General features: G+C 55.7%; 22 protein-coding genes. 3 read left to right on the forward strand and 19 right to left on the reverse strand.

Annotated features, from left to right (window positions below; translation table 11 throughout):
• Positions 1-6: 6 nt before the first annotated feature.
• The 5 genes from fliJ to fliF are packed head-to-tail and all read right to left on the reverse strand — an operon-like array spanning position 7 to position 5,283.
• A complete protein-coding gene (gene fliJ, locus HO274_RS07100) occupies positions 7-459 on the reverse strand; it encodes a flagellar export protein FliJ (RefSeq protein ID WP_062187905.1) in 453 nt (150 codons plus the stop codon).
• Entirely contained in the window at positions 456-1,865 is a 1,410-nt protein-coding gene (fliI, locus tag HO274_RS07105) for a flagellar protein export ATPase FliI (RefSeq protein ID WP_273118072.1), read from the reverse strand. Before fliI ends, fliJ begins: the two co-directional genes overlap by 4 nt.
• Entirely contained in the window at positions 1,862-2,566 is a 705-nt protein-coding gene (locus HO274_RS07110; RefSeq protein ID WP_273118075.1) for a flagellar assembly protein FliH, read from the reverse strand. Before HO274_RS07110 ends, fliI begins: the two co-directional genes overlap by 4 nt.
• Positions 2,550-3,545: a flagellar motor switch protein FliG gene (gene fliG, locus HO274_RS07115; protein WP_062187910.1), complete on the reverse strand. Its 996-nt coding sequence runs from the start codon at positions 3,543-3,545 to the stop codon at positions 2,550-2,552. Before fliG ends, HO274_RS07110 begins: the two co-directional genes overlap by 17 nt.
• Positions 3,538-5,283 (reverse strand): flagellar basal-body MS-ring/collar protein FliF, encoded by a 1,746-nt coding sequence (fliF, locus tag HO274_RS07120; protein ID WP_273118079.1) that lies wholly within the window; start codon positions 5,281-5,283, stop codon positions 3,538-3,540. The genes fliG and fliF overlap by 8 nt, the downstream gene beginning before the upstream one ends.
• A 158-nt stretch (positions 5,284-5,441) precedes the next feature.
• Between fliF and fliE the strand changes: the two genes are divergently transcribed.
• On the forward strand, positions 5,442-5,759 hold the full coding sequence (gene fliE, locus HO274_RS07125; protein WP_273118083.1) for a flagellar hook-basal body complex protein FliE: 318 nt from the start codon (positions 5,442-5,444) through the stop codon (positions 5,757-5,759).
• Here the strand turns inward: fliE and HO274_RS07130 are convergent, their stop codons facing one another.
• The 11 genes from HO274_RS07130 to HO274_RS07180 form a co-directional block, all read right to left on the reverse strand.
• The gene (locus HO274_RS07130) at positions 5,760-6,509 is read right to left on the reverse strand and encodes a flagellar brake protein (RefSeq protein WP_273118086.1); all 750 of its coding nucleotides are present in this window, start codon (positions 6,507-6,509) and stop codon (positions 5,760-5,762) included. It lies immediately after the preceding gene.
• Complete coding sequence (locus HO274_RS07135) at positions 6,506-6,811, reverse strand: EscU/YscU/HrcU family type III secretion system export apparatus switch protein (protein ID WP_031595823.1); 306 nt, start codon at positions 6,809-6,811, stop codon at positions 6,506-6,508. Before HO274_RS07135 ends, HO274_RS07130 begins: the two co-directional genes overlap by 4 nt.
• A complete protein-coding gene (fliK, locus tag HO274_RS07140; RefSeq protein WP_273118091.1) occupies positions 6,808-7,851 on the reverse strand; it encodes a flagellar hook-length control protein FliK in 1,044 nt (347 codons plus the stop codon). The genes HO274_RS07135 and fliK overlap by 4 nt, the downstream gene beginning before the upstream one ends.
• A gap of 17 nt (positions 7,852-7,868) precedes the next feature.
• Positions 7,869-8,204 carry a flagellar protein FliT gene (locus HO274_RS07145; protein WP_031595826.1) on the reverse strand — a complete coding sequence of 112 codons (336 nt, stop codon included), beginning with the start codon at positions 8,202-8,204 and terminating at the stop codon, positions 7,869-7,871.
• 17 nt (positions 8,205-8,221) lie between these two features.
• Positions 8,222-8,731 (reverse strand): flagellar export chaperone FliS, encoded by a 510-nt coding sequence (fliS, locus tag HO274_RS07150; protein ID WP_273118096.1) that lies wholly within the window; start codon positions 8,729-8,731, stop codon positions 8,222-8,224.
• An 11-nt stretch (positions 8,732-8,742) separates the two neighbouring features.
• The gene (gene fliD, locus HO274_RS07155) at positions 8,743-10,758 is read right to left on the reverse strand and encodes a flagellar filament capping protein FliD (RefSeq protein WP_273118099.1); all 2,016 of its coding nucleotides are present in this window, start codon (positions 10,756-10,758) and stop codon (positions 8,743-8,745) included.
• Between the two features lie 15 nt (positions 10,759-10,773).
• A complete protein-coding gene (locus HO274_RS07160) occupies positions 10,774-11,139 on the reverse strand; it encodes a flagellar protein FlaG (protein ID WP_273118102.1) in 366 nt (121 codons plus the stop codon).
• Between the two features lie 86 nt (positions 11,140-11,225).
• The gene (locus HO274_RS07165) at positions 11,226-12,677 is read right to left on the reverse strand and encodes a flagellin N-terminal helical domain-containing protein (protein ID WP_273118104.1); all 1,452 of its coding nucleotides are present in this window, start codon (positions 12,675-12,677) and stop codon (positions 11,226-11,228) included.
• A gap of 127 nt (positions 12,678-12,804) precedes the next feature.
• The gene (locus tag HO274_RS07170; RefSeq protein WP_273118107.1) at positions 12,805-14,475 is read right to left on the reverse strand and encodes a GGDEF domain-containing protein; all 1,671 of its coding nucleotides are present in this window, start codon (positions 14,473-14,475) and stop codon (positions 12,805-12,807) included.
• A gap of 55 nt (positions 14,476-14,530) precedes the next feature.
• The gene (locus HO274_RS07175) at positions 14,531-15,277 is read right to left on the reverse strand and encodes a coiled-coil domain-containing protein (protein WP_273118110.1); all 747 of its coding nucleotides are present in this window, start codon (positions 15,275-15,277) and stop codon (positions 14,531-14,533) included.
• Positions 15,278-15,302: 25 nt separating this feature from the next.
• Positions 15,303-16,073 carry a ParA family protein gene (locus tag HO274_RS07180; protein ID WP_273118112.1) on the reverse strand — a complete coding sequence of 257 codons (771 nt, stop codon included), beginning with the start codon at positions 16,071-16,073 and terminating at the stop codon, positions 15,303-15,305.
• A 221-nt stretch (positions 16,074-16,294) separates the two neighbouring features.
• On the opposite strand from HO274_RS07180, the gene flgM reads away from it, so the two are divergent.
• Together flgM and HO274_RS07190 are read left to right on the forward strand one after the other, a co-directional pair.
• A complete protein-coding gene (flgM, locus tag HO274_RS07185) occupies positions 16,295-16,642 on the forward strand; it encodes a flagellar biosynthesis anti-sigma factor FlgM (RefSeq protein WP_035417028.1) in 348 nt (115 codons plus the stop codon).
• Between the two features lie 7 nt (positions 16,643-16,649).
• Positions 16,650-17,081, forward strand: coding sequence for a flagella synthesis protein FlgN (locus tag HO274_RS07190; protein WP_062187931.1), 432 nt, complete (start codon positions 16,650-16,652; stop codon positions 17,079-17,081).
• Here the strand turns inward: HO274_RS07190 and HO274_RS07195 are convergent, their stop codons facing one another.
• Genes HO274_RS07195 through HO274_RS07205 form a run of 3 tightly spaced genes read right to left on the reverse strand, consistent with a single transcriptional unit; the run spans position 17,082 to position 19,316 of the window.
• On the reverse strand, positions 17,082-17,855 hold the full coding sequence (locus tag HO274_RS07195; RefSeq protein WP_273118120.1) for a flagellar motor protein MotB: 774 nt from the start codon (positions 17,853-17,855) through the stop codon (positions 17,082-17,084).
• Position 17,856: 1 nt separating this feature from the next.
• Complete coding sequence (locus tag HO274_RS07200; protein WP_273118124.1) at positions 17,857-18,597, reverse strand: flagellar motor protein; 741 nt, start codon at positions 18,595-18,597, stop codon at positions 17,857-17,859.
• Between the two features lie 2 nt (positions 18,598-18,599).
• Positions 18,600-19,316 carry an RNA polymerase sigma factor FliA gene (locus tag HO274_RS07205; RefSeq protein WP_031595846.1) on the reverse strand — a complete coding sequence of 239 codons (717 nt, stop codon included), beginning with the start codon at positions 19,314-19,316 and terminating at the stop codon, positions 18,600-18,602.
• Positions 19,317-19,318: the final 2 nt, after the last annotated feature.

Consider the following 19,318-nt stretch of genomic DNA (forward strand, 5'->3'; position numbering starts at 1 on the left):
CTCCTTTCACTTGGCTTCCGATAATAGATGCGCGATTTTTTGCCCCACCTGCTCATCCAGTGCTTTTTGTTCGATTCGGGTCGTCCGTTCCTGTTCTTTGGAGCAATGACGTTCGGACAATACCTCCATGGAGCGCACCTGACGATGGGCCTTCTGAACCGTCACCTGCCCCTGGCTCACTTCACTGCCCACTTGCGCCACCACAACCTGCTGCTGCCGGACAGCCTCATCCAGTCGTCCCAGAAAGTGCTGGAAATTCATCAGGGTTTCAAAGGCACCGCCCACCTGCATGACCGCCTGGTAACGCCCTTCGTAATCCTCACGAAACCGGATCAACATGTCCAGTTTTTTTTGTTCTTCATAGTGGCGTCGGTTGACCTGACCCAACTTCCTGCTCGCTTGATCGCTCCGTGTTTTGGAGAGCGTTTTCAAGATTTCCAACGGGAAAGGACGAGTCACGATGCAACGCTCCCAAACAGGTTAAGAAATTGTTCATTTCCCGACTCCAGGCCCGCCTGCTCCTGGATCCCTTGAACCAGATAATGTTCCATGTCAGGATACCTCTGTATGGCTTCATCCAGCAAGGGATCCGAACCTGGAACATAGGCACCCACGCTCACCAGATCACGGTTGCGCTGGTAGTGGGCATAGAGCTGCTTGAACCGTTGCACCTGCGTCATCTGGCGCGCAGAAACCAGTTGATTCATCGCCCGACTAATGGAGGCTTCCACATCGATGGCGGGATAATGACCTTGTTCCGCCAAACGGCGTGACAATACGATATGCCCGTCAAGAATGGCCCGGGCGCTGTCGGCAATGGGGTCCTGTTGGTCATCGCCCTCTGTGAGAACAGTATAAAAGGCAGTGATCGACCCGCCTCCCTCGACTCCATTCCCTGCACGTTCCACCAGCTTGGGCAAACGAGCAAAGACCGAGGGAGGGTAGCCTTTGGTGGCCGGTGGCTCCCCAATCGCCAGGGCAATCTCGCGCTGGGCCATGGCATAGCGCGTCAATGAATCCATGATAAGAAGGACATTCTGCCCCTGATCCCGAAAATATTCCGCAATGGTGGTGGCATAGGCGGCGCCCTGCAATCTCAAAAGCGGACTGGTATCGGCCGGAGCCGCCACGACCACAGCCCTTGCCATCCCTTCCTTGCCCAGAATGTCATCGATGAATTCGCGTACTTCGCGCCCCCGTTCCCCGATCAGGCCCACCACGATCACTTCGGCCTCGGTGAAACGAGCCATCATTCCCAACAAAACACTCTTGCCAACGCCGCTGCCCGCAAACAACCCCATGCGCTGACCCCGACCAACGGTCAACAATGCATTGATGGCGCGCACACCGACATCCAGAGGCTTGCTGATGGGCGTTCGGTCCAAGGGGTTGATGGGGCGGCTTTGCAATGGAGCAGCCTCCCCCTCCCCTAAAGGACCCAATGCATCCAATGGGCGTCCGGCACCATCCACCACACGGCCCAACAATCTTTCTCCCACAGGCAGATGACGCACCCGGTCACTGAGGCGACGACGGGGGAGCAGACGTTTACCCAAAGGGGTGAACGTGGGCGGAATTTCCGCAGGAACGACGCGCGCTCCGGGAATCAAACCATGCACTTCATTTTCCGGCATGAGAAACAGGCGCTCTCCCGCAAAACCCACTACTTCCGCTTCGATTCGGTGATGGGGCAATTCGATCACGCACGTGCTGCCCACCGGCAGACGTAATCCCACCGCTTCCATCACCAGTCCCGTTGCCTTGACCAACTGTCCGCTCACTTGCAATGGGTTGGTCAAGGCAACGGCATCCCGGGCAGCCGCCAAACTTTCACGCCAACCTTCGTTTCGATCAGAAATCGTCATGGTCCGTTTCCCTCCAACCAATCGAATTCCTGACCCAGGGTGGCCACCACATTCTGCCAGCGGTACGTCAACGAAGCATCGATCTGACTATGGGCCGTATCCAGCCTGCACCCCCCCCGTTCCAAGGTTGCATCTTCCAGAATTTTCCATCCACTATGAGACAGATGCTCGCCCAAATTCTCCCGTACCAGGACTGCATCGGCCGGATTCAAGGTAAGATGGGCGACTTGATTGAAATGAGGCAGCATCTGCAAGGCTTCCCGAATCACAGGCAGAATCAATTCGGGACGCACCTGTAACGCCTGACGAACCATCTGACGGGCCACCTCGAGAGACAACGCCAGAAGATCCTCCACCACCTTTTGATCCACCTCATGCAGTTGTTTCGTCAAGGAGTCCAAGGTGGCGGCCAATTGCGCCACCACCTCGGTTACTTTATTCCGCCCTTCTGCGTACCCCGCGTCATAGCCGATTTGATAGCCCTGGCGATGTCCTTCCAGTTCGGCCTGCTGGTGAATGACTTCCAGTTCTGCCGCCGTGGGCAAAACCAGTGGAGAAGGGGCAGACTCGGACACCGGAGATAAACTGAGGGACGAAGGGCTTACCTTGGAATGCACCGGGTCAAAACTCGGAAATTCCCAGCGCGTGAATGCGCCCACGGGCATCTGTCCCTTTCCTTCAAACTCAGACAAAAGCGTCATCTCCTTTTCCTCCCAGGGCAATCTGCCCTTCATCGGCCATGCGCCGAATGGTCTTGATGATTTCCTTCTGCTCCGCTTCCACATCGCTGACCCGCACCGGTCCCTTGGCATCCAGATCCTCGCGCATCATTTCAGCTGCACGCTGCGACATATTCTTGAAGATTTTTTCACGCAATTCAGGACTGGCACCCTTGAGCGCCACGATCAACGATTCGGACTGTATTTCGCGCAGGATCAACTGGATACCACGATCATCAATCTCCATTATATTATCGAACACAAACATCTCATCGAGAATCTTCTGGGCCAAATCAGGATCATAGGCGCGCATCGCTTCAATAACCGAGGCTTCTGTCGTTCCCCCCACATAGTTGAGAATTTCGGCCGTTGCCTTGGTTCCCCCCTTGATGCGCTTTTTCGTGGTCGCCGATCCCATCAACAGTTTGGTCAGTACATCATTGAGTTCACGCAATGCCAAGGGCTGCACTCCATCCAGCGTAGCGATGCGCAGGATGACATCATTTCGGGTTCGCTCCGTCAACGCATTCAGAACACCCGCGCATTGATCCGGTTCGAGATGGGCCAGAATGGTCGCAATGATCTGCGGGTGTTCATTACTGATCAACTCGGCAATGCTGACGGCATCCATCCATTTCAGGCTTTCGATCCCGCTGGTGTCTCCCCCATGCAAAATCCGCTCGATCAATCCGGCGGCCTTGTCATCCCCCAGTGCCTGATTGAGCATTTTCTTGATGTAATCCGATGAATTACTGCCCACCGACGTTTTTTCTCCCGCCAGTTGATGGAATTCATCAAAGACCGTACTGATCTGTTCTTTGGTCAGAGACTTCATGGATGCCATGGCTGTACTGATTTTCTGGACTTCCTTGGGAGACAACTGCTTCAACACTTCGGCAGCCTCATTTTCTCCCAGGGCCATGAGAAACACCGCGCATTTGTCGACGCCTTCGTCACTCATTCCCGTGCATCCAGTCACGTAACACCGAAGCCACAATCGCCGGTTCCTGCAGGGCAATCGCGCGCGCTTTGGTCAACTTGGCTTCATGTTGAGAAGTTTCGGAAAGCGCCTGTCCATTGGCTCCATACCCGGCACCTTCCAGCGCTTCCTCGCCCTCTCGTTCTCTTCCTTCCTCAAGTACATCCATTACCGAAGCCACCGGTGGTTTGAGCGCCTGATTGAAATTACGCACCGCAGGCCGAATGATCCCCAGCATCAGGTACAACGCCACCCCAAGGATCACCAGGTATTTCAAAGCATTCTTGACCAGAGCCACGTTCTCGGGTTGTTTCCAGAGGGGCATTTCCAGTTCTTTTTCCTTCTGATCGGCAAAGGGACTATTGAAAAGACTGAGCGCATCGCCACGCTTTTCATCAAAACCCACAGCATCCTTGATCAGCAGGGACATCTGGGTTTTTTCCCCCTCACTGAAGGGCCGCACACTCACTTTCCCGGCACTGTCCGTGACTCGGTGATTATTGAGGATGACTGCGACAGACAAACGACGGACCATTCCAACGGGCAGGCGGGTATGGCTGATGGTATGGTCGACGTCATAATTGGTGGTCATTTCCTTGTGCGTATTTTCGGAATTCTGAACCGTCGTTGCGCTGACAGGTCCGGGCGGTTGCCCCAACTTTACGCCGGGGGCCGTGGGATTGGCTCCTGCCACGGGATTGGCCGGATTGGGGGCAGCATTGGGTGCGGTCAAGGGTGCAGTCGCCGGAACCGGCGGTTGGTTGGTCAGGGCGCCGGGAACCCCACCCACGGCGGGTGCATTGATATTGCTGGACTCCGAGGTTTGCTGGCTGACCACGGCAGCTTGATTGGGCGGTTGATTGGGTTTATAGGCCTCGGTGGTTTGTTCAGACTGGGTAAAATCCACATCGGCGGTTACCTGGGCATGCACATTGGCCAAACCCACCAAAGGTGACAGAATATCCTCAATACGCTTGATATCGTCCTGCTCGATCTGGTGCACATATTTCAACTGCTCCGCATCCAGAGCCGAATTTTCTCCAGAAGGGGGGGCACTTAACAGATTGCCACTTTGATCCACCACCGTCACATTGTGCGGTGTCAGTTTGGGGACGCTGCTGGATACCAGATGGACGATGGCGTTCACCTGCCCGGAATCCAACGCTCGGCCCGGATATAAAGCCAGCACCACAGAAGCTGTGGGGAGTTCCTGCTCGCGCACAAAAACCGTTGGCTTGGGAATGGCCAGATGGATGCGTGCCGCTTGCACCGCCGAAAGAGATTGCACCGAACGGGCCAATTCCCCTTCCAGAGCCCGTTTGTAATTGACCTGCTCCAGAAATTCGCTGGTTCCGAATTTTTCGTTCTCCATCAACTCGAAGCCAACGGTACCCCCCTTGGGTAAACCTTGCCCCGCCAAATGCAGCCTCACTTCGTGAACCTGGTCGGCGGGAACCATCAAGGCTCCGCCTCCCTCGGCAAACTTGTAGGGCACATTCATCTGTTGCAACGAATCGACAATGGCCCCCCCGTCCCGATCCGAGAGATTGCTGTAGAGAACCCGATAGTCTGGTGTGGCTCCCCACAGCCAAAGACCCGTAACCAAAGCCACCAAAGCCGCCAGGGCTACCCCCAGACCCATTTTCTGGCCCGCCGTCAAACGCCCCCACGCTTGATTGAAAAGCGAAGGAGGCGGTGCGTTTTCTACCAGTTCAGCCATGGTGGTCCAGGGAAATACGGAGTGGTCAACCTGTTCATTATGCGTTCTTTCCGTCCCCTCCGTCCGTCAAACAGAGAGGAAAACCCCAAGGTATTTCATTGATCAAATCCACCGGGACAAACCTACACTGTCCTCAGGATGGGAGAGGAGACCAGATCATGAATGTTTCGGCGGTTGACGGCCTGTTGGCGCAGATGCAGGCGGCAGCCACGGCGGCACAAGGGGGCTCCGGTTCCAGCACCTCTGCCACGGGTGCGGATTTTTCCACTCTTCTCAAACATTCCGTGGATCAAATCGCCCAATCTCAATCACAGGCGGACTCCCTGACTCAGAAATTCACCTCAGGAAGTTCCAATGTCAGTTTGAGCGATGCCATGATGGCCATGCAAAAAGCCACCATCACCCTTCAAACCGGAATTCAGATCCGTAACAAGGTCGTCACGGCCTATACGGATATCATGAACATGCAAGTCTGATCAGGGCAGTTGTTCTCGCTGCCGGCGGGTAATGTAGCGTTGCAGTTGCATGGCCATGCGGGAGGACAGAGTGATGAAGCGACATCCGATCACGGTCAACTCTTCGCCAGAGGGCATGCGTGTCAGCGCAGAATGACGCACTTGAATGTCAAAAACGATCTCGCTTCCATCTTCAAGAGTCAAACGACAGTCCTGAACCTGGTCACCGGGATTGAGCGATGCATTCTCCACCCTTTCACTGTACAAGGCCACTCCGCCTTCACTGATATCCCGTACCGTAAAACGCAAGGGTTCCTGTCCAACTTTCGCTTCCACCTGGCATTTCAACAACCCCGGAGGAAGATACAGCCGAAAAAAATCCCGTCGCTGAAGCCGGGTCAGGTACTCGGGATAGGGTAAATAAAATTGATTCGAATCCTCTCGTCGTTGCAGTTCAAGTTGTTTCACCGGAAACTGAATCTTGGCTTGCAGATGCGCACTCACAAAAAATTTTTCCGGACTGGCCTCGATGCGTTGATTGACCTCGGTGTCGCCTGTTGCATCAAGCCAGAATCCGTCGGTCTCCAAATCCAGAATGACCGTGACGATCACTCCTCCTTCATGGGCTCCGTAGTACAAAGCCACTCTTTCTCCGTGTCGGGCAATGTCGCGCAGGATGCCGCGCACGGCCATGGGCGCATCGATTCGAAAGGCGTGTTCCTCATCCGGCGTAAAAGATTCTATGGTCAGGGCAACATCAGGATTGATCATACCAGGGTGTTCTCACTGTGAATGGGTTGTTTACCTTCCAGACGATACAACCAAGCCAGCAATTCGGCAACTGCCAAATAAAGTTGAGGCGGAATATGACTGTCCAATTCCACCTGCATGAGCAAACCCACCAACTCTGTGGACTCGTGTACGAAGACGCCATGCTCCCGAGCTTTTTCGATGATGGCTTGAGCCAGAAGCCCCCTCCCTTTGGCAACCACCTTGGGTGCGGCGCTACTGTTTTGCCCCAGGTAGGCCAAAGCCACGGCCACCTGCTGGGGCGGAGGATTCCCTGTACTCACTCTCCCACCCCCGGCGAAGAGGTAGAGGTCACAACGGATAAATTCGTGACATTGAGCCCACTGGCCTGCATGGATTTCACCAAATCCGATCCATGTTGGGTCAAAGTGGCACGGGTCGATGCAGAGACGGTCCCCAAGCGCACCGTCACTCCTCGAGAATCCAGGGTCAGATGGGCTGACACAGCACCCAGCACCGGCAAACCCAGATGTACTTCCGTATGCCAGGTGGAGGCGGTCTGATCCTGCGCCGAGGGTGAGGAAGACTCCGGCCAAATCTGCCATTTCAAGGCCTGTTGGGGGGTCAGCATTCCTTGCCAGAGTACCCGCCCCGACTCCAGAATACCCAACTGTTGCTGGACCAACGCCTGCAGATGCGCCGGCACTCCGGGGGTGGCCGCAGAGGAAGATGCCGCTCCTGCAACGCCAATTGCGCTCATCGACCCAAGACTGCCCGGCAGAAGCGCAGCCTGTGGCTGGTTTTGGGGTTCGGCGCGCAACTGCGCGGTGCTTTGTTGCCCACCCACCCATTGTCCTTGGTGGGATTCATAAAACAAACCGCTGGCGGTGAGTGCCTGCTGAAGTGAGTGGGCCAAGGCCACGGAATCCAGTGCGCCGGAAGAGGTCACCAGGGGGGTACGGGACAAGAGTCCCTGAACCGGGTCTTGTGGTGCCTGCATCAGGTCAGACAACATGCGCGCGGTGGTTCCCAGTTGCGTCGTGGTTCCCGCTTCCGGATTCGAGGGGGTATTCACCACCCCAAAGGTCAAACGGGGTTGCAAGGTCAATACTTGAAGGGTAACGCCTGTACCCGCAGGCAATAACGTCGGCAAAGGCAACTGGACCACTTGCGTGTTCACACGTACTGAATAGAGACCCGATGAAATCTCCGCCAGAAGGGTCCCTTGCACCTGTTGCCCCAATTGCAGCGTACTGGTCAAGGCGGCCTGAGAAGCGGGAGGCGCAGGGGGTGCCCCGGAGGGCAAAGGATCGCGGTTCAGCGCATAAGCCTGCAGTGCGCTCAAGAGGTCAGTGGGCAGCACGATTCCACCTCATCCCCTCAACGAGAGGGCGTATAGGCTTGGCGCACCTTTCTTTCCTGGCGCGTATTACGCAAGGCCCATTGTAACTTTTCCATCCACGGCTGAGTGTTCTGGCGAATACTGGCATCATCCGCCAGAATCTTCAGGATCAGCGCTTTCTTGCGCGCGCGCTCGGACTCCTCCAAGGAACTTCTGGCATCGGCCTGGCGCATGATCTGCACCCGTTCCTGACATTTCTTTTCCAGCGCCACCAACTGATCCCACTGGCCGGAAGCCGCAGCTTCGCGCATCAACCCCATCAACGAAGACAGGGCTTCATAATTCTGAACGGCGGCTGGGAAAGTGAGATCCATGAGGCATTATACCTTTTTTAGATTTGTTGATAGGCATTCAGGGCCTGACGAACCCCGGCAGATACCCCCTCGTTTCCACGGGCATTCAGCGTCACCACCTTCTCCCGCACAGCAGCAGAAGGATGCGGCGCTGTCTCGGTTTCTCCCGGACGAATGGCTTCCCATCCTCCCCTCAGTTCGATCAGAAGTCTGGAGACCTCATCCAGCATGACCACCTCGTTTCTCAGATTGGCTTCGAGCAGGCGCGCACTCATGTATGCGTACAACGCGCTCAGATTTTGCACCAATTCCCCCCCCACCGACAGGTTCAAACTGGCCATCAAACCCTCTTCAATAATGGAAATGGCTTGGGAAATGGATTTTCCCTTGGCACCCACCTCGTTGTTCATCAGATGATTTCGGGCCGCCGCGATGGATAGCAAAGCTCCTTGATAGAGCAATAATACGAGTTTATGCGCATCTGCCGAATGGACACTGGAATCGATCCCCACTTCTTCATACTTGTTGAGTTTCGACAACATACTCATGCTGATTTCTCCTATCGAAGTTGGGCCAACTGGGTGGACAGATAACTGCTGGTCTGGCTCATGGTACCGAGCATGACATTCAAGGCCGTGTATTGAGTTGTCAAGGACTGTTGAATACTGGTGAGACGGCTCTGCCAGTTGGTAATCTGGCTGCCGATATTGCTGATGTTACTATTGAGTCCACTGATCTCGGCGGCAATCGGTCCGCTGATGGGATCCAGCAAGGAAGTTGCGAGATTGCTCAGACTGACCGCATAGCCTTGCGAAAATGAAACTGTCCCGCGACTGCCCGTACTGCCCCCATTGATGGTCAGGGACAACCCCGAACTGTTCCCCGCCGTGGAGGTCAACAACTGGCCCGACCCGGTCGCCGCTGCCCCATTGATGCTGCCCGCCACGTCCAACCCATTGACCTGAACCGGGGCGCTGCCCAACAACCCTGCACTGCCATCCCCACCGGTCACCGCCACGGAAGAGGCGGAACCATAGACATTACTGGTCAAATTCAAGTCGCCACTGGCATTGACGGCGACGTTGACGAATACCCCAGCCGCAGACAGAGTCGAATTGCCATTGATGGAGGACTGTAACTGAGTGGCCAGGGCACTGGCACTGCTGTAAGTTCCGGCCGGAAGAGTCACCGCCACCGAGTTTCCGTCCACGTTCAAATTGAGCGTATCGTTGGACCCTGCCGTAATGGTCAGGTTGGGGGCAGCCGAACCGGTCAATTGCCCCTGGGTGGCCACCTGAGTAAGATTAACGGCATAGGTCCCGGGCTGAGTACTGGGCGTGGACCCGGCAAATTGAACCAGACTGTCGGTGGCCTTGCCCACCGTACTGAACAGACTGGTGATATCCGAAGGTTGCGTGGCGATGGCCGTATTCAACTGACTGGTGTTCACCGCCATGGATCCGTCTTGCTGAAAAGTCACCCCAATTTCCGCCAGGGTCGAATAAACCGAAGTGGTCCCCGAGATGGGCGTATTGAGAATGCTGCGGATCTGGTTCTGGATATTGTTAACCATGGGGTCGCCGAACAGTGGACCGGCAGTGTTGGTGGAACTGTTGTAACTGGCTACTCCCTGAATCGCCGTGTTCAGGGCATTGTAAGCAGAAACCAGTTGGTTGACCGCGCTCGTCACCGCTCCCGTATTCTGGGATACCGAAACTGTGGCGGGGGTAGAGGTAACCCCACTCAGGTTGAAAGTGATCCCTTGAACGGCATTGCTCACGGTATTGGTGCTTTGCGAAACAGGAATTCCATTGACGGTCATCTGGGAATTCAGCGCTGCGCTCGATTGGGTCAAATCCTGAGTCCCCGCCGGATTTTCGCTCAGAAGCGAGGTCAAGGTGGCATCGCCGGAAACCCCGATCTGCATACTGTTGCTCAATCCCGTCGGACCGGTCAGCACCAGATGATAGGGGGTGCTGCTGCCATCGTTGACGATGGTGGCAGTCACCCCCATACCGGCACCGTTGATAGCGGCAGCGATTCCCTCCAACGAATTGTTGCTGCTGTTGATGGTCACTGTTTTGCTGCCATTCCCATTGGGTGTAAAGGTTGCCCCGGTGTAGGTCCCACCGCTCAGGGTCCCGCCGCTGATGGTTCCAAAGTTGAAGGTCAGGGTGGTGGACGCCCCACTGCCAATGGGTGCCGTCTCGCTGGTCTGCCCTGCCGCCACCAAACTTTGCGCTTGTGCCAACTGCGAAACCGAGACACTATAATTTCCCGGAGTCGCTGTGGAGGAAGCCGTGGCACTGACGGCGCTGGAACTGGACGTCGTCGAATAATTCTGATACTGCCCGAGGGTCGTCAGGCTCTGAATCGCTGTCTGGAAAGAGGAAACCGCGCCCTGAACCGTATTCAGCGCCGTGATCGTGGATTTGAATCCCGATTGCTCATTCTGTAGTTGGGTTACCGGCTGACTTTCCACCTGCATCAATTGACTGACGATACTCGCCACATCGATGGAACTGGAGGTCATCGAACCGCTGGGAATCAATCCCGAAGTAGAAGAAATTGCCATGATGCCTCCCCGAGGTCAGGCCTTCTGGTTCAACAATGTCCCTTTCTGGGGCAGGGCATCGATAGCCTGAGCAATGGCCATCGCCTGGCGGGAAGGGATTTGGGCAATTACTGCACCTGTTTTGGCTTCCACCACCTTGACCACCGGTTCATGGGTGGTTTTATCCACACTGAAGGTCAAACCACGGTTGAGAAAGGACGATTGATTGAGGGTTTGAACAGCCCCGTTCACCTGCGCAGAATTCGCTGTCCGGTTTGGAGTCGCAGGTATGCTGATCACTGCAGCCGCCCCTGCCGTGACAGGGGATGAATTCTCCGAAACAGCAGGAACCGCGCTCGCACCCACGGATATTCCTGTTGAATTGACCGCTTGGATAACCATGATTGAACCTCACTCTATAAGGAGGACGAAAAGTCGGACCGAGAAGGTTTCCCCTGTCCGACTTTCATCCTACCGTGTCGCCCCGCTTACTTCAACAGGGTCAGTACCGCATTGGGCATGGCATTGGCTTGCGCCAGCATGGCCGTACCCGCTTGTTGCAGAATCTGGGTACGGGTCAAGGTCGCCGTCACTGCAGCAAAGTCCGTACTCTGGATCTGGCTTTGAGCCGCCGTCAGATTTTGCGTGCTGCTGGCCAGGTTGCTCACCACCGAGGTCAACCGGTTCTGGATGGCTCCCAGCAACCCCTGAGCACTCAGAACCGTATTGATCGCCCCATCGATGGTGGTGATGGCCTGCTGCGCGCTGGTCTGGGTACTGACATTCATGGCCGCGATACTGTTGACGGAGGAAGTGGTGGCGGCGGCTGTCGTCCCGGCAGTAAACCCGGCAAGGGCTGGGGCACCTCCGCTGAGGACGATTCCACTGGAACTGGTGCTGGTCAGGGTCACCGTGCCATTGGTAGTGCCCGCGCTCAGGCCCGTATCCGCCGCCAAAGTCGCATAAGTTCCATTTTGTGCCAAGGCGATATCGCGTCCATCCGCCGCCGTCAAAGTCACCGCTCCGGTGGTGGCGTTTGCTGTGGCAGTCACTCCAGTCTGCGCTGAAACCAGATTGATAGCCGCTGCTGCATTTGCCCCTTCACCCGCCGCATTCCCTCCTGCGGCGACTGCGCCCACATTCACCCCATTGATACTGAAGGAATTGGCAGCCACCCCACCGAACGCCGTCGCAGCCGCACCCGTGACAGTGGTGGCATTGGCCGTGGCAGTCACCCCGGAATTGGCGGAGACTGCATTGATGGCATTGGCGATAGAATAAGCGCTGTCAGCGGTTTGTCCAGGCGCCGCCCCGGCCACCGAAGCACCGACCTGAATCCCGTTGAGCGTAAGCGCACCCGCAGTCAAAGCACCGGTGGTTGCCGTTCCGGTGACAGTGGCTTGAAAACTGGATCCCGCACTGCCCAGTTGGGAAGTCTCCATACTGGAGATACCGGACAACTGAATGACGGAATTGGCGGTGTTGTTGGCCCCCACCTGAAAGTTCTGAGCGGTGAAAGTGCCGTTGAGCAGGCTCACCCCGTTGAATTTTGTGGACAGGGCCACGCGCTGGATTTCCGCCGAGAGTTGCTGGACTTCGGCGTTCATGGAGGCACGGTTGGCATTGGAGTAGGTGGCGTTAGAGGATTGCACGGCCAGACTGCGCATGGTCTGCAGGTTGTTGATGATGGACTGCATGGCGCCACTGGCGGTCTGAGCCAGAGAGATGGCATCATTGGCGTTACGGGTGGCCTGGGCATACCCGCCCAACTGGCTGCCCATGACGGTAGCAATGGCGTAGCCAGCGGCATTGTCCTTGGCACTGTTGATGGACAAACCGGAGGACAGTTGCTGAATGGCAGTGGCCATTTGGGTCTGGGAGTTGCTCAGGTTTTGCTGCGCCATCATCGAGGTGATGTTGGTATTGAGGTAGATAGCCATGATAAAGCTCCTTATTGGTTGATCCTGGCGCAGGCCTGACTGCCTTGCTCCTGACTCGGTGACCGGTCGGAATGACTGGTCCTTTGATCCAGTTATCGGACAACCCCGGAGAAACTTTAGGAAGATTTCATGCTTCTGCCTTGATCACACGATTCTTGCCGGCAGCCTTGGCCTGATACATGGCCTGATCAGCGCGCCCAATGACTTCTTCGGCGGCTTCATTCAGACCCCGTATGGCCACGCCGGCACTGAAGGTGATGATGATTTCTTCCCCGTCGTAGACAAACAACTTCTGGGCCAGCAAACGTTGCAGACGTTGCAGGATATCCGTCGCTTCATTGATATGGGTGGCTGGAAGGACCACCAGAAACTCCTCTCCCCCATAACGAGCCACCGCATCCGTGGGACGCAGCGCGGTCTTGATGGTTTCGGACACATGCATCAGCGCCAGATCTCCGGCCTTATGACCCAGAAGATCGTTGAAAAGTTTGAAATTATCAATATCCAGCAAACTGATGCAAAGCGGCGATTGCGTGCGGTTGGAACGGGTAATCTCCCGCTGCAGTACGTCCTCCATCCCCCGGCGGTTGAGCGCACCGGTCAACTGATCTTCGCGCACCAGTTCACTGACCTGTTCCAGTTCCTGCTCCAGCAGACGAATTTTTTCCTGGGCTTCCACCGCCTGACGGCGCGCCACCATCAGTTCTTCGTGGGAACGCAGGGTACTGGCCTGGATGACGCGGGTATCCTGCATCAGGTCTTCCAGAATATGCCCCAATTCGGTGAGGTTGTCGGCCAGTCCGATCTTGAGATTATAACCCTCGATCTTGGCCTGATAATCCCCTGTGCTTTCGGTCATTTCCCCCATGCGATCGATAAAACTGGTCATCAGGCTCTTGAGGGTATCCTTGGCATCCGCCAGACTCTGCTTGAGAGAACTCTGTTTCACCAGGGCCTCGCGCAAATTCTTTTCCGCATCGGCAATACTGCGTTTGTCGAGGGGTTGTTCCATGATATCGCGCAAGATGGAAATTTGTCCGTGCAACCACTTGTCGTCTGCCACCAATTCCCCGACATTTTCCACCAGCAGTCGCAAGAGACTGAGCAGGCCTTCCTGGATCTTGACCTTGTCCCCCCCCCGCAATTCCATTTTGACCCAGAAATGGCGCAATTTCTTGGCGACATCCGTGACCTGATCCCCATTAACCGCCGCCCTGATCTGCGTCACCAGAATATTGATTTCTTCGCCCAATTCGGGTTGAAGCAATTTATTGCTTTCCAGCGTCTGAGCCAACAAATCACGCAAATGCGCCATGACCACCGGATCAATGGCCGTATCCATGCCACTCGCCACAGGCTGCACCGGACCACTGGACACAACCGGGGAAACAGGGGGGTTGTTTTCGATGGATTCGGGGGCTTCCCCTGAAGAAACCACCCCGCTCCCCCAGGAGCGCATCAGCCCCTGCAGTTTTTCATAGAGAAGTTCAGAATCATTGCCGAAGCGCGCTAATACGGTATTTACCCCTTCTTTCTTGCGGGAAAGGGTCATTCCCTTATGGGGCAAATCGATTTGTCGTAACAATTCACGAATCAATCCGCCCCAGGCCAGAGAAGGACGTACCTCTGCGGGTTCCGCAACAGGGCCGGAGGGAGGCACAACGGGCCGGAAGATTTCTTTGCCGCTGATTTCAGCGTAAAGACGGGCGTAATTCTCCGGAGTGGGGGACAGTTTTCGCGCCACCAGGGCTTTCAGGGTTTTACCCGCCAATTCGGCGGGGGTGGGTTCGGAGGCCATGATGTATTCTTGGGGGGGACACGTTTTTGGCAGCAAAGAGGGATTGTACTCCTGCTCAGTGCAGCCCGAAAAGGGTTTTGAATCCAACATAAACATTTCCTCCGCAGAATTGCCCGTACCCGAGAACCCCGATGAGGCCCACGATTCCCGAGGTGACCCAAAGGATACGGTTTCTGCGTTGCACCTGACGCAGCCTCGTTTCCATTCCCAGCACCCGTTGGGCCCATTGAACCTCGTTGATCTCAGCCGTGATGGTGGTGTGCAACCGTGCTTCCAGGGTTTGCTTCTCCCTGGCCCGGTTCAGAAGTTCCTGTTCTGCTTCGATGCGTTGTTCCGTTTCTTCCAGAGCACTCTGCTCCTGTTTCTGGCGCGCCCGAATCTGAAGCATCAGGACAGATTCCTCCTCCTGTCTCGCCCGCGCCATGCTCATGGCCTCCCGTGCTGCGCGCAAACGCTCCGTGGCCAAAATCGTGGCCCGTTCTTCTTCTAAAATCCGTGCATTATCGGCCTCGATGGCACGCAGGGCAATTTCCATTCGTCCTTCGATGGCTTCGATGGCCCGTCGTTCTGCCTGCTGTCGTTCTCCTTCCAGTCGCTTCAAATCCTCGTTGCGCGACTGTACCAACTGATCCACGGGAACCGCCCGCAAAACGGCTTCTGCACGCAGTTTGGCCTGTTCTTCCAGAAAAGCATGGGTTTCTGCCTCCACTTGAGATCGGGCTGCTCGTATGGTCGCCAACCCCTCTTCCAGGTCTGGTGACGCTTCATCCTGAAGCCAATGCCGCTGAAGTGCCATGCTCATGATCATCCCCCTTTATTTTTCTTGCTTACTTTCGACCCACCTGTAAAAACCCCGCCTCTGACAATTCTTTTGCCAACGCAGCATAATCTGCCGCTCCCCCACTATGCGGGGCATAACGAAACACATCCTGACTGACGGAAGGACTGGTGGCCAATGCGACGTTTTCCGCAATTCTGGTTTTACAGACAGTCTCTCCGTAGCGTTCACGCAACTGGCGATCCACCTCAAATGCCAACTTGCGGCGCGGATTGAATCGGGTTACCACGATTCGTCGCGGGTAGATCCGTTTGAGACGTTTTTCCAGCACGTCCAGAGCGGTAGAAAGCCGAAAGACTCCCTGCAGTGACAAATAGTCGGCGGCCACCGGGATCAGGACGTAATCCGCTGCCAGCAACGCATTCAAGGTCAACACCCCCAGATTGGGACAACAATCCATCAGAATGGGTGAACGTTCACGCACCACGGCATTCATGCCTTTACTCAAGAGCGCGGCTGCCTTGGGGTCCCCCCCCCTGAGCGCATCGATCTTGGAAAGATCCGGGGAAGCAGGAATCAAGTCCCAGCCTGAGCGCGTCCTTTCGAGCAAATGCAGGAGGGGCGTTTGGTGTTGGAAAAACGCAGCCATCCCTGCTCCCGGTGAAGTCACCACCCCACTGGCCAAACTGAGGTGGCCTTGAGGATCGAGATCGAGCAACAACGGATTCGCTCCATCGCGCACCCAGGCAGCCGCCAGGTTGAGGCAAGTCGTGGTTTTTCCTACTCCTCCCTTCTGATTGAATACCGCAATGACACTCATGCCGCTCCCTTCTCGCTTCTGAAAACCCAATCCTCTGCATCACTGTAGTATGCAACTTGCCAGTCCACTCCGAAGGGGCGAAATGAAGCAGTTTTTCCGCTCAATCCGTTGAAAAGTTGTGTAGAATCCATAAAAAGCTGGTTCGGGCATCAGAATTCGCCTAAAGTTTTGCTCTGGGTTGCCGATAACCCAGCCATGAACAGTCTTATTGGGAGACTCCCGTGAAAATAGACAAACCCGTCAAATCTGCCCCCCCCACCCCGATCCAGGGCGGTTCAGGTCGAACCTCTTCTGCTTCAGCCCCGTCTTCCTCATCAGCGCAGGGAGCGCGTACAACCGGTGAAGCAAGCACCGCCGCTTCAGGAGCGGCATCCGGGACCACCGTTCATATCGGCGGAACCGCCACTCAATTGAAGGCAACCATTGCCGCAACCTCCAGCGTCGACCTCAGCAAAGTCGCAGCGGTACGCCAGGCCATCAGTGAAGGACGCTTTCAGGTTAACGCCCACGCCGTGGCCTCGGGCCTCATTGCTTCGGTCAAGAGTTTGATTCAAGCAAGCGGACACTGAGGCATTGATGTCAAGTTCTTCCATCTCGGTTTGGGAAGCGGCTCTGGATGAAGAAATTTCAGCACTGACACAATTTCAGGTACTTTTGGACGAAGAACAGGGATTGTTGATGTCCGGGGAAACCCTTCCGCTCATTCCCCTTGCCGAAAAGAAAAGCCGGCTTGCCCAAAGGTTGATCGACCTGACCACCTATCGCCGTGAGTTGGGGAACCCGCCTGTGGGTCACAGTTCAGATCGCTTGAACGACCTCCTGACCCAAACCCAAAAAGCCGAAACAACCAATCGAACCAATGGGGAATTGATTCAGATTCGCCTGCGTCACAACCAGCAAGCCCTGAAAATTCTTCAGCAAGCCGCCCAGAAAGCCACACTTTACGGCCCAGACGGCCAAACTCTGGCGCCCACCCCGGGATCGGGGCGGCCACTGGCTTCAGGTTGATCACTTTTCCCAATAGTTGCTCTGTTCCACGGGTTTGAGCGTAGGTGTCAAGACAGTGACGGTGACACGACGATTGCGGGCCCGATCCTCTGGAGAATCATTGGGCACAAGGGGATCGTTCTCTGCATCCCCTGCGGCAGTCAAACGCTGACTGACCACGCCATCATTGATGAAAAAACGCACGACCCCGCTGGCACGGGCAGTGGACAGTTCCCAATTGGAAGGATAACGGGCGATACTGATGGGAATGTTATCCGTATGTCCCTTGACCTCCACCGCCAGCCCCGTGGTATTCAATACCTTGGCCACCTCGTCCAGAGGGGGGTAGGCATTGGCCTGCAGATCCGCATCCCCTTCCTGAAACAGCACTTGCGCATTCAAGTCGATGACAATGCCCCGTCCGGTTTGCAGAACCCGCACCATACCTTGTTTTACCAAGGGTGCCAGCACGCTATCCAGTTGATGAAGCATGGCGCGGATACTGTCCTGCTGGCGGCGCTGAAGTTCGACAAATCTTGAATTCCGTTCATCGATCAATGACTTGATCACCGAGTCCTGCTCAATGACCAACCCCCCGGATGACCCTTGGCGAACACTTTCCTTGAATGCCGAATTGATGGCACTGTGGAAACGCGCATATTTCGACTCGTTCACCGCAGAAATGGCGTACATCACCACAAAGAAGGCAAAAAGCAACGTAATGAAATCCGAATAGGACACCAGCCAGCGGTGATCGCTATGATCCCGTTCGGCGCGACGGGAATGTCGCGCCAAATCAGGATAGATATCCCTCGAGTTTACCTTGGACAAAATGTGGATTCTCTCCGCTCGAAATCAACAACAAACCATCCACCACCATTTCGTAGGTGGCGATTTGCTGCTGAACCAGAAATTTCAGTTTATTGGCCACGGGGAAAAAAAGCAGGTTGGCAAAGCCCACCCCGTAGATCGTGGAGACAAAGGCCACCGCAATCCCTGAACCCAACTGGGCAGGGTCCCCCAACCGTTCCATGACTTGCACCAACCCTAACACTGCGCCCAGCATGCCGATGGTGGGCGCATAACCGGCTGCCTGTTCCCACATCCGCGCAGCGGGCCAACTCAGGCGTTCGTACCCCTGAATATCCACCTGCAGGGCCGCACGGATATGCCGCGCATCCAACCCATCCACCACCATCTGCAACCCCTTGCTGATCAGTGGGTCGGTTTGCCGCGCCACATGGGGTTCCAGCGCCAACAACCCATCTCGCCGCGCAATTTTGCTCCATTCCACCACCTGGCTGTGCAGTTCTACCGTATGAAACAGGGGTTTCCACCAAACCCAAGGCAGCATCCGCATCCCCAGAGAAAAAACATTCCAGGGGGTTTGCAGAAGAATTGCCCCCAGCGTCCCGCCCATCACGATCACAAACGCAGTCAACTGAAACAGGCTGGACAGGGCCCCCCCCTCCAGGGATTGGCCGACCAGCACCGCCATCACCCCGAAAATAAGCCCGAAAACACTCAGAATATCCATGCTCAGTGATGGCTCTTGAGACGGCTGCGCAGACGTGTTACTGCCTGGGTATGAATCTGACTGACGCGCGATTCACTGACCCCCAGCACTTCGCCAATTTCCTTCAAGTTCATCTCCTGTTCGTAATGCAACCCCATCATCAACCGTTCACGTTCCGGCAATTCTTCGATGGCCTCCACCAGAGCCATCTGAAAACGTTGATTCCCCAGTAAAGCCATGGGTTCGAGATCATGTCCAAACTCATGGCGATCGAAGAAAGATTCTTCCCCGTCCTGTTCGCGAAAATCTTCGTAGTACAGTAACTGCGCGCCCCGCGCTTCAAACAACAATGCCTGATATTCGATCAGACTCATCTCCAGTTCACGGGCCACCTCGGATTCACTGGGAGTCTTGCCTTGCCGTTGCTGAAGGCGGCTGATGGCCTGTTCCACACGTTTGGTATCACGCCGCAAATTACGCGGCATCCAGTCCGACTGGCGCAACTCGTCCAGCATGGCCCCCCGAATCCGTTGTCCGGCATAGGTCTCGAACTGCGCACCACGCAATTCGTCGTAACGTGTCGAAGCTTCCAGCAGACCCATCATTCCCGCCTGAATCAGGTCATCCACCTCCACGCTTCCAGGCAACCGGGTCATCAGATGGTGGGCAATCCGCTTGACCAGAGGCGCAAAGGTTTTCAGACAATCTTCCTTGTCTTCCAGACCTGCGGATGTGTACATCC

The organism is Ferrovum myxofaciens, from assembly GCF_013181415.1.
Classification (GTDB): domain Bacteria; phylum Pseudomonadota; class Gammaproteobacteria; order Burkholderiales; family Ferrovaceae; genus Ferrovum; species Ferrovum myxofaciens.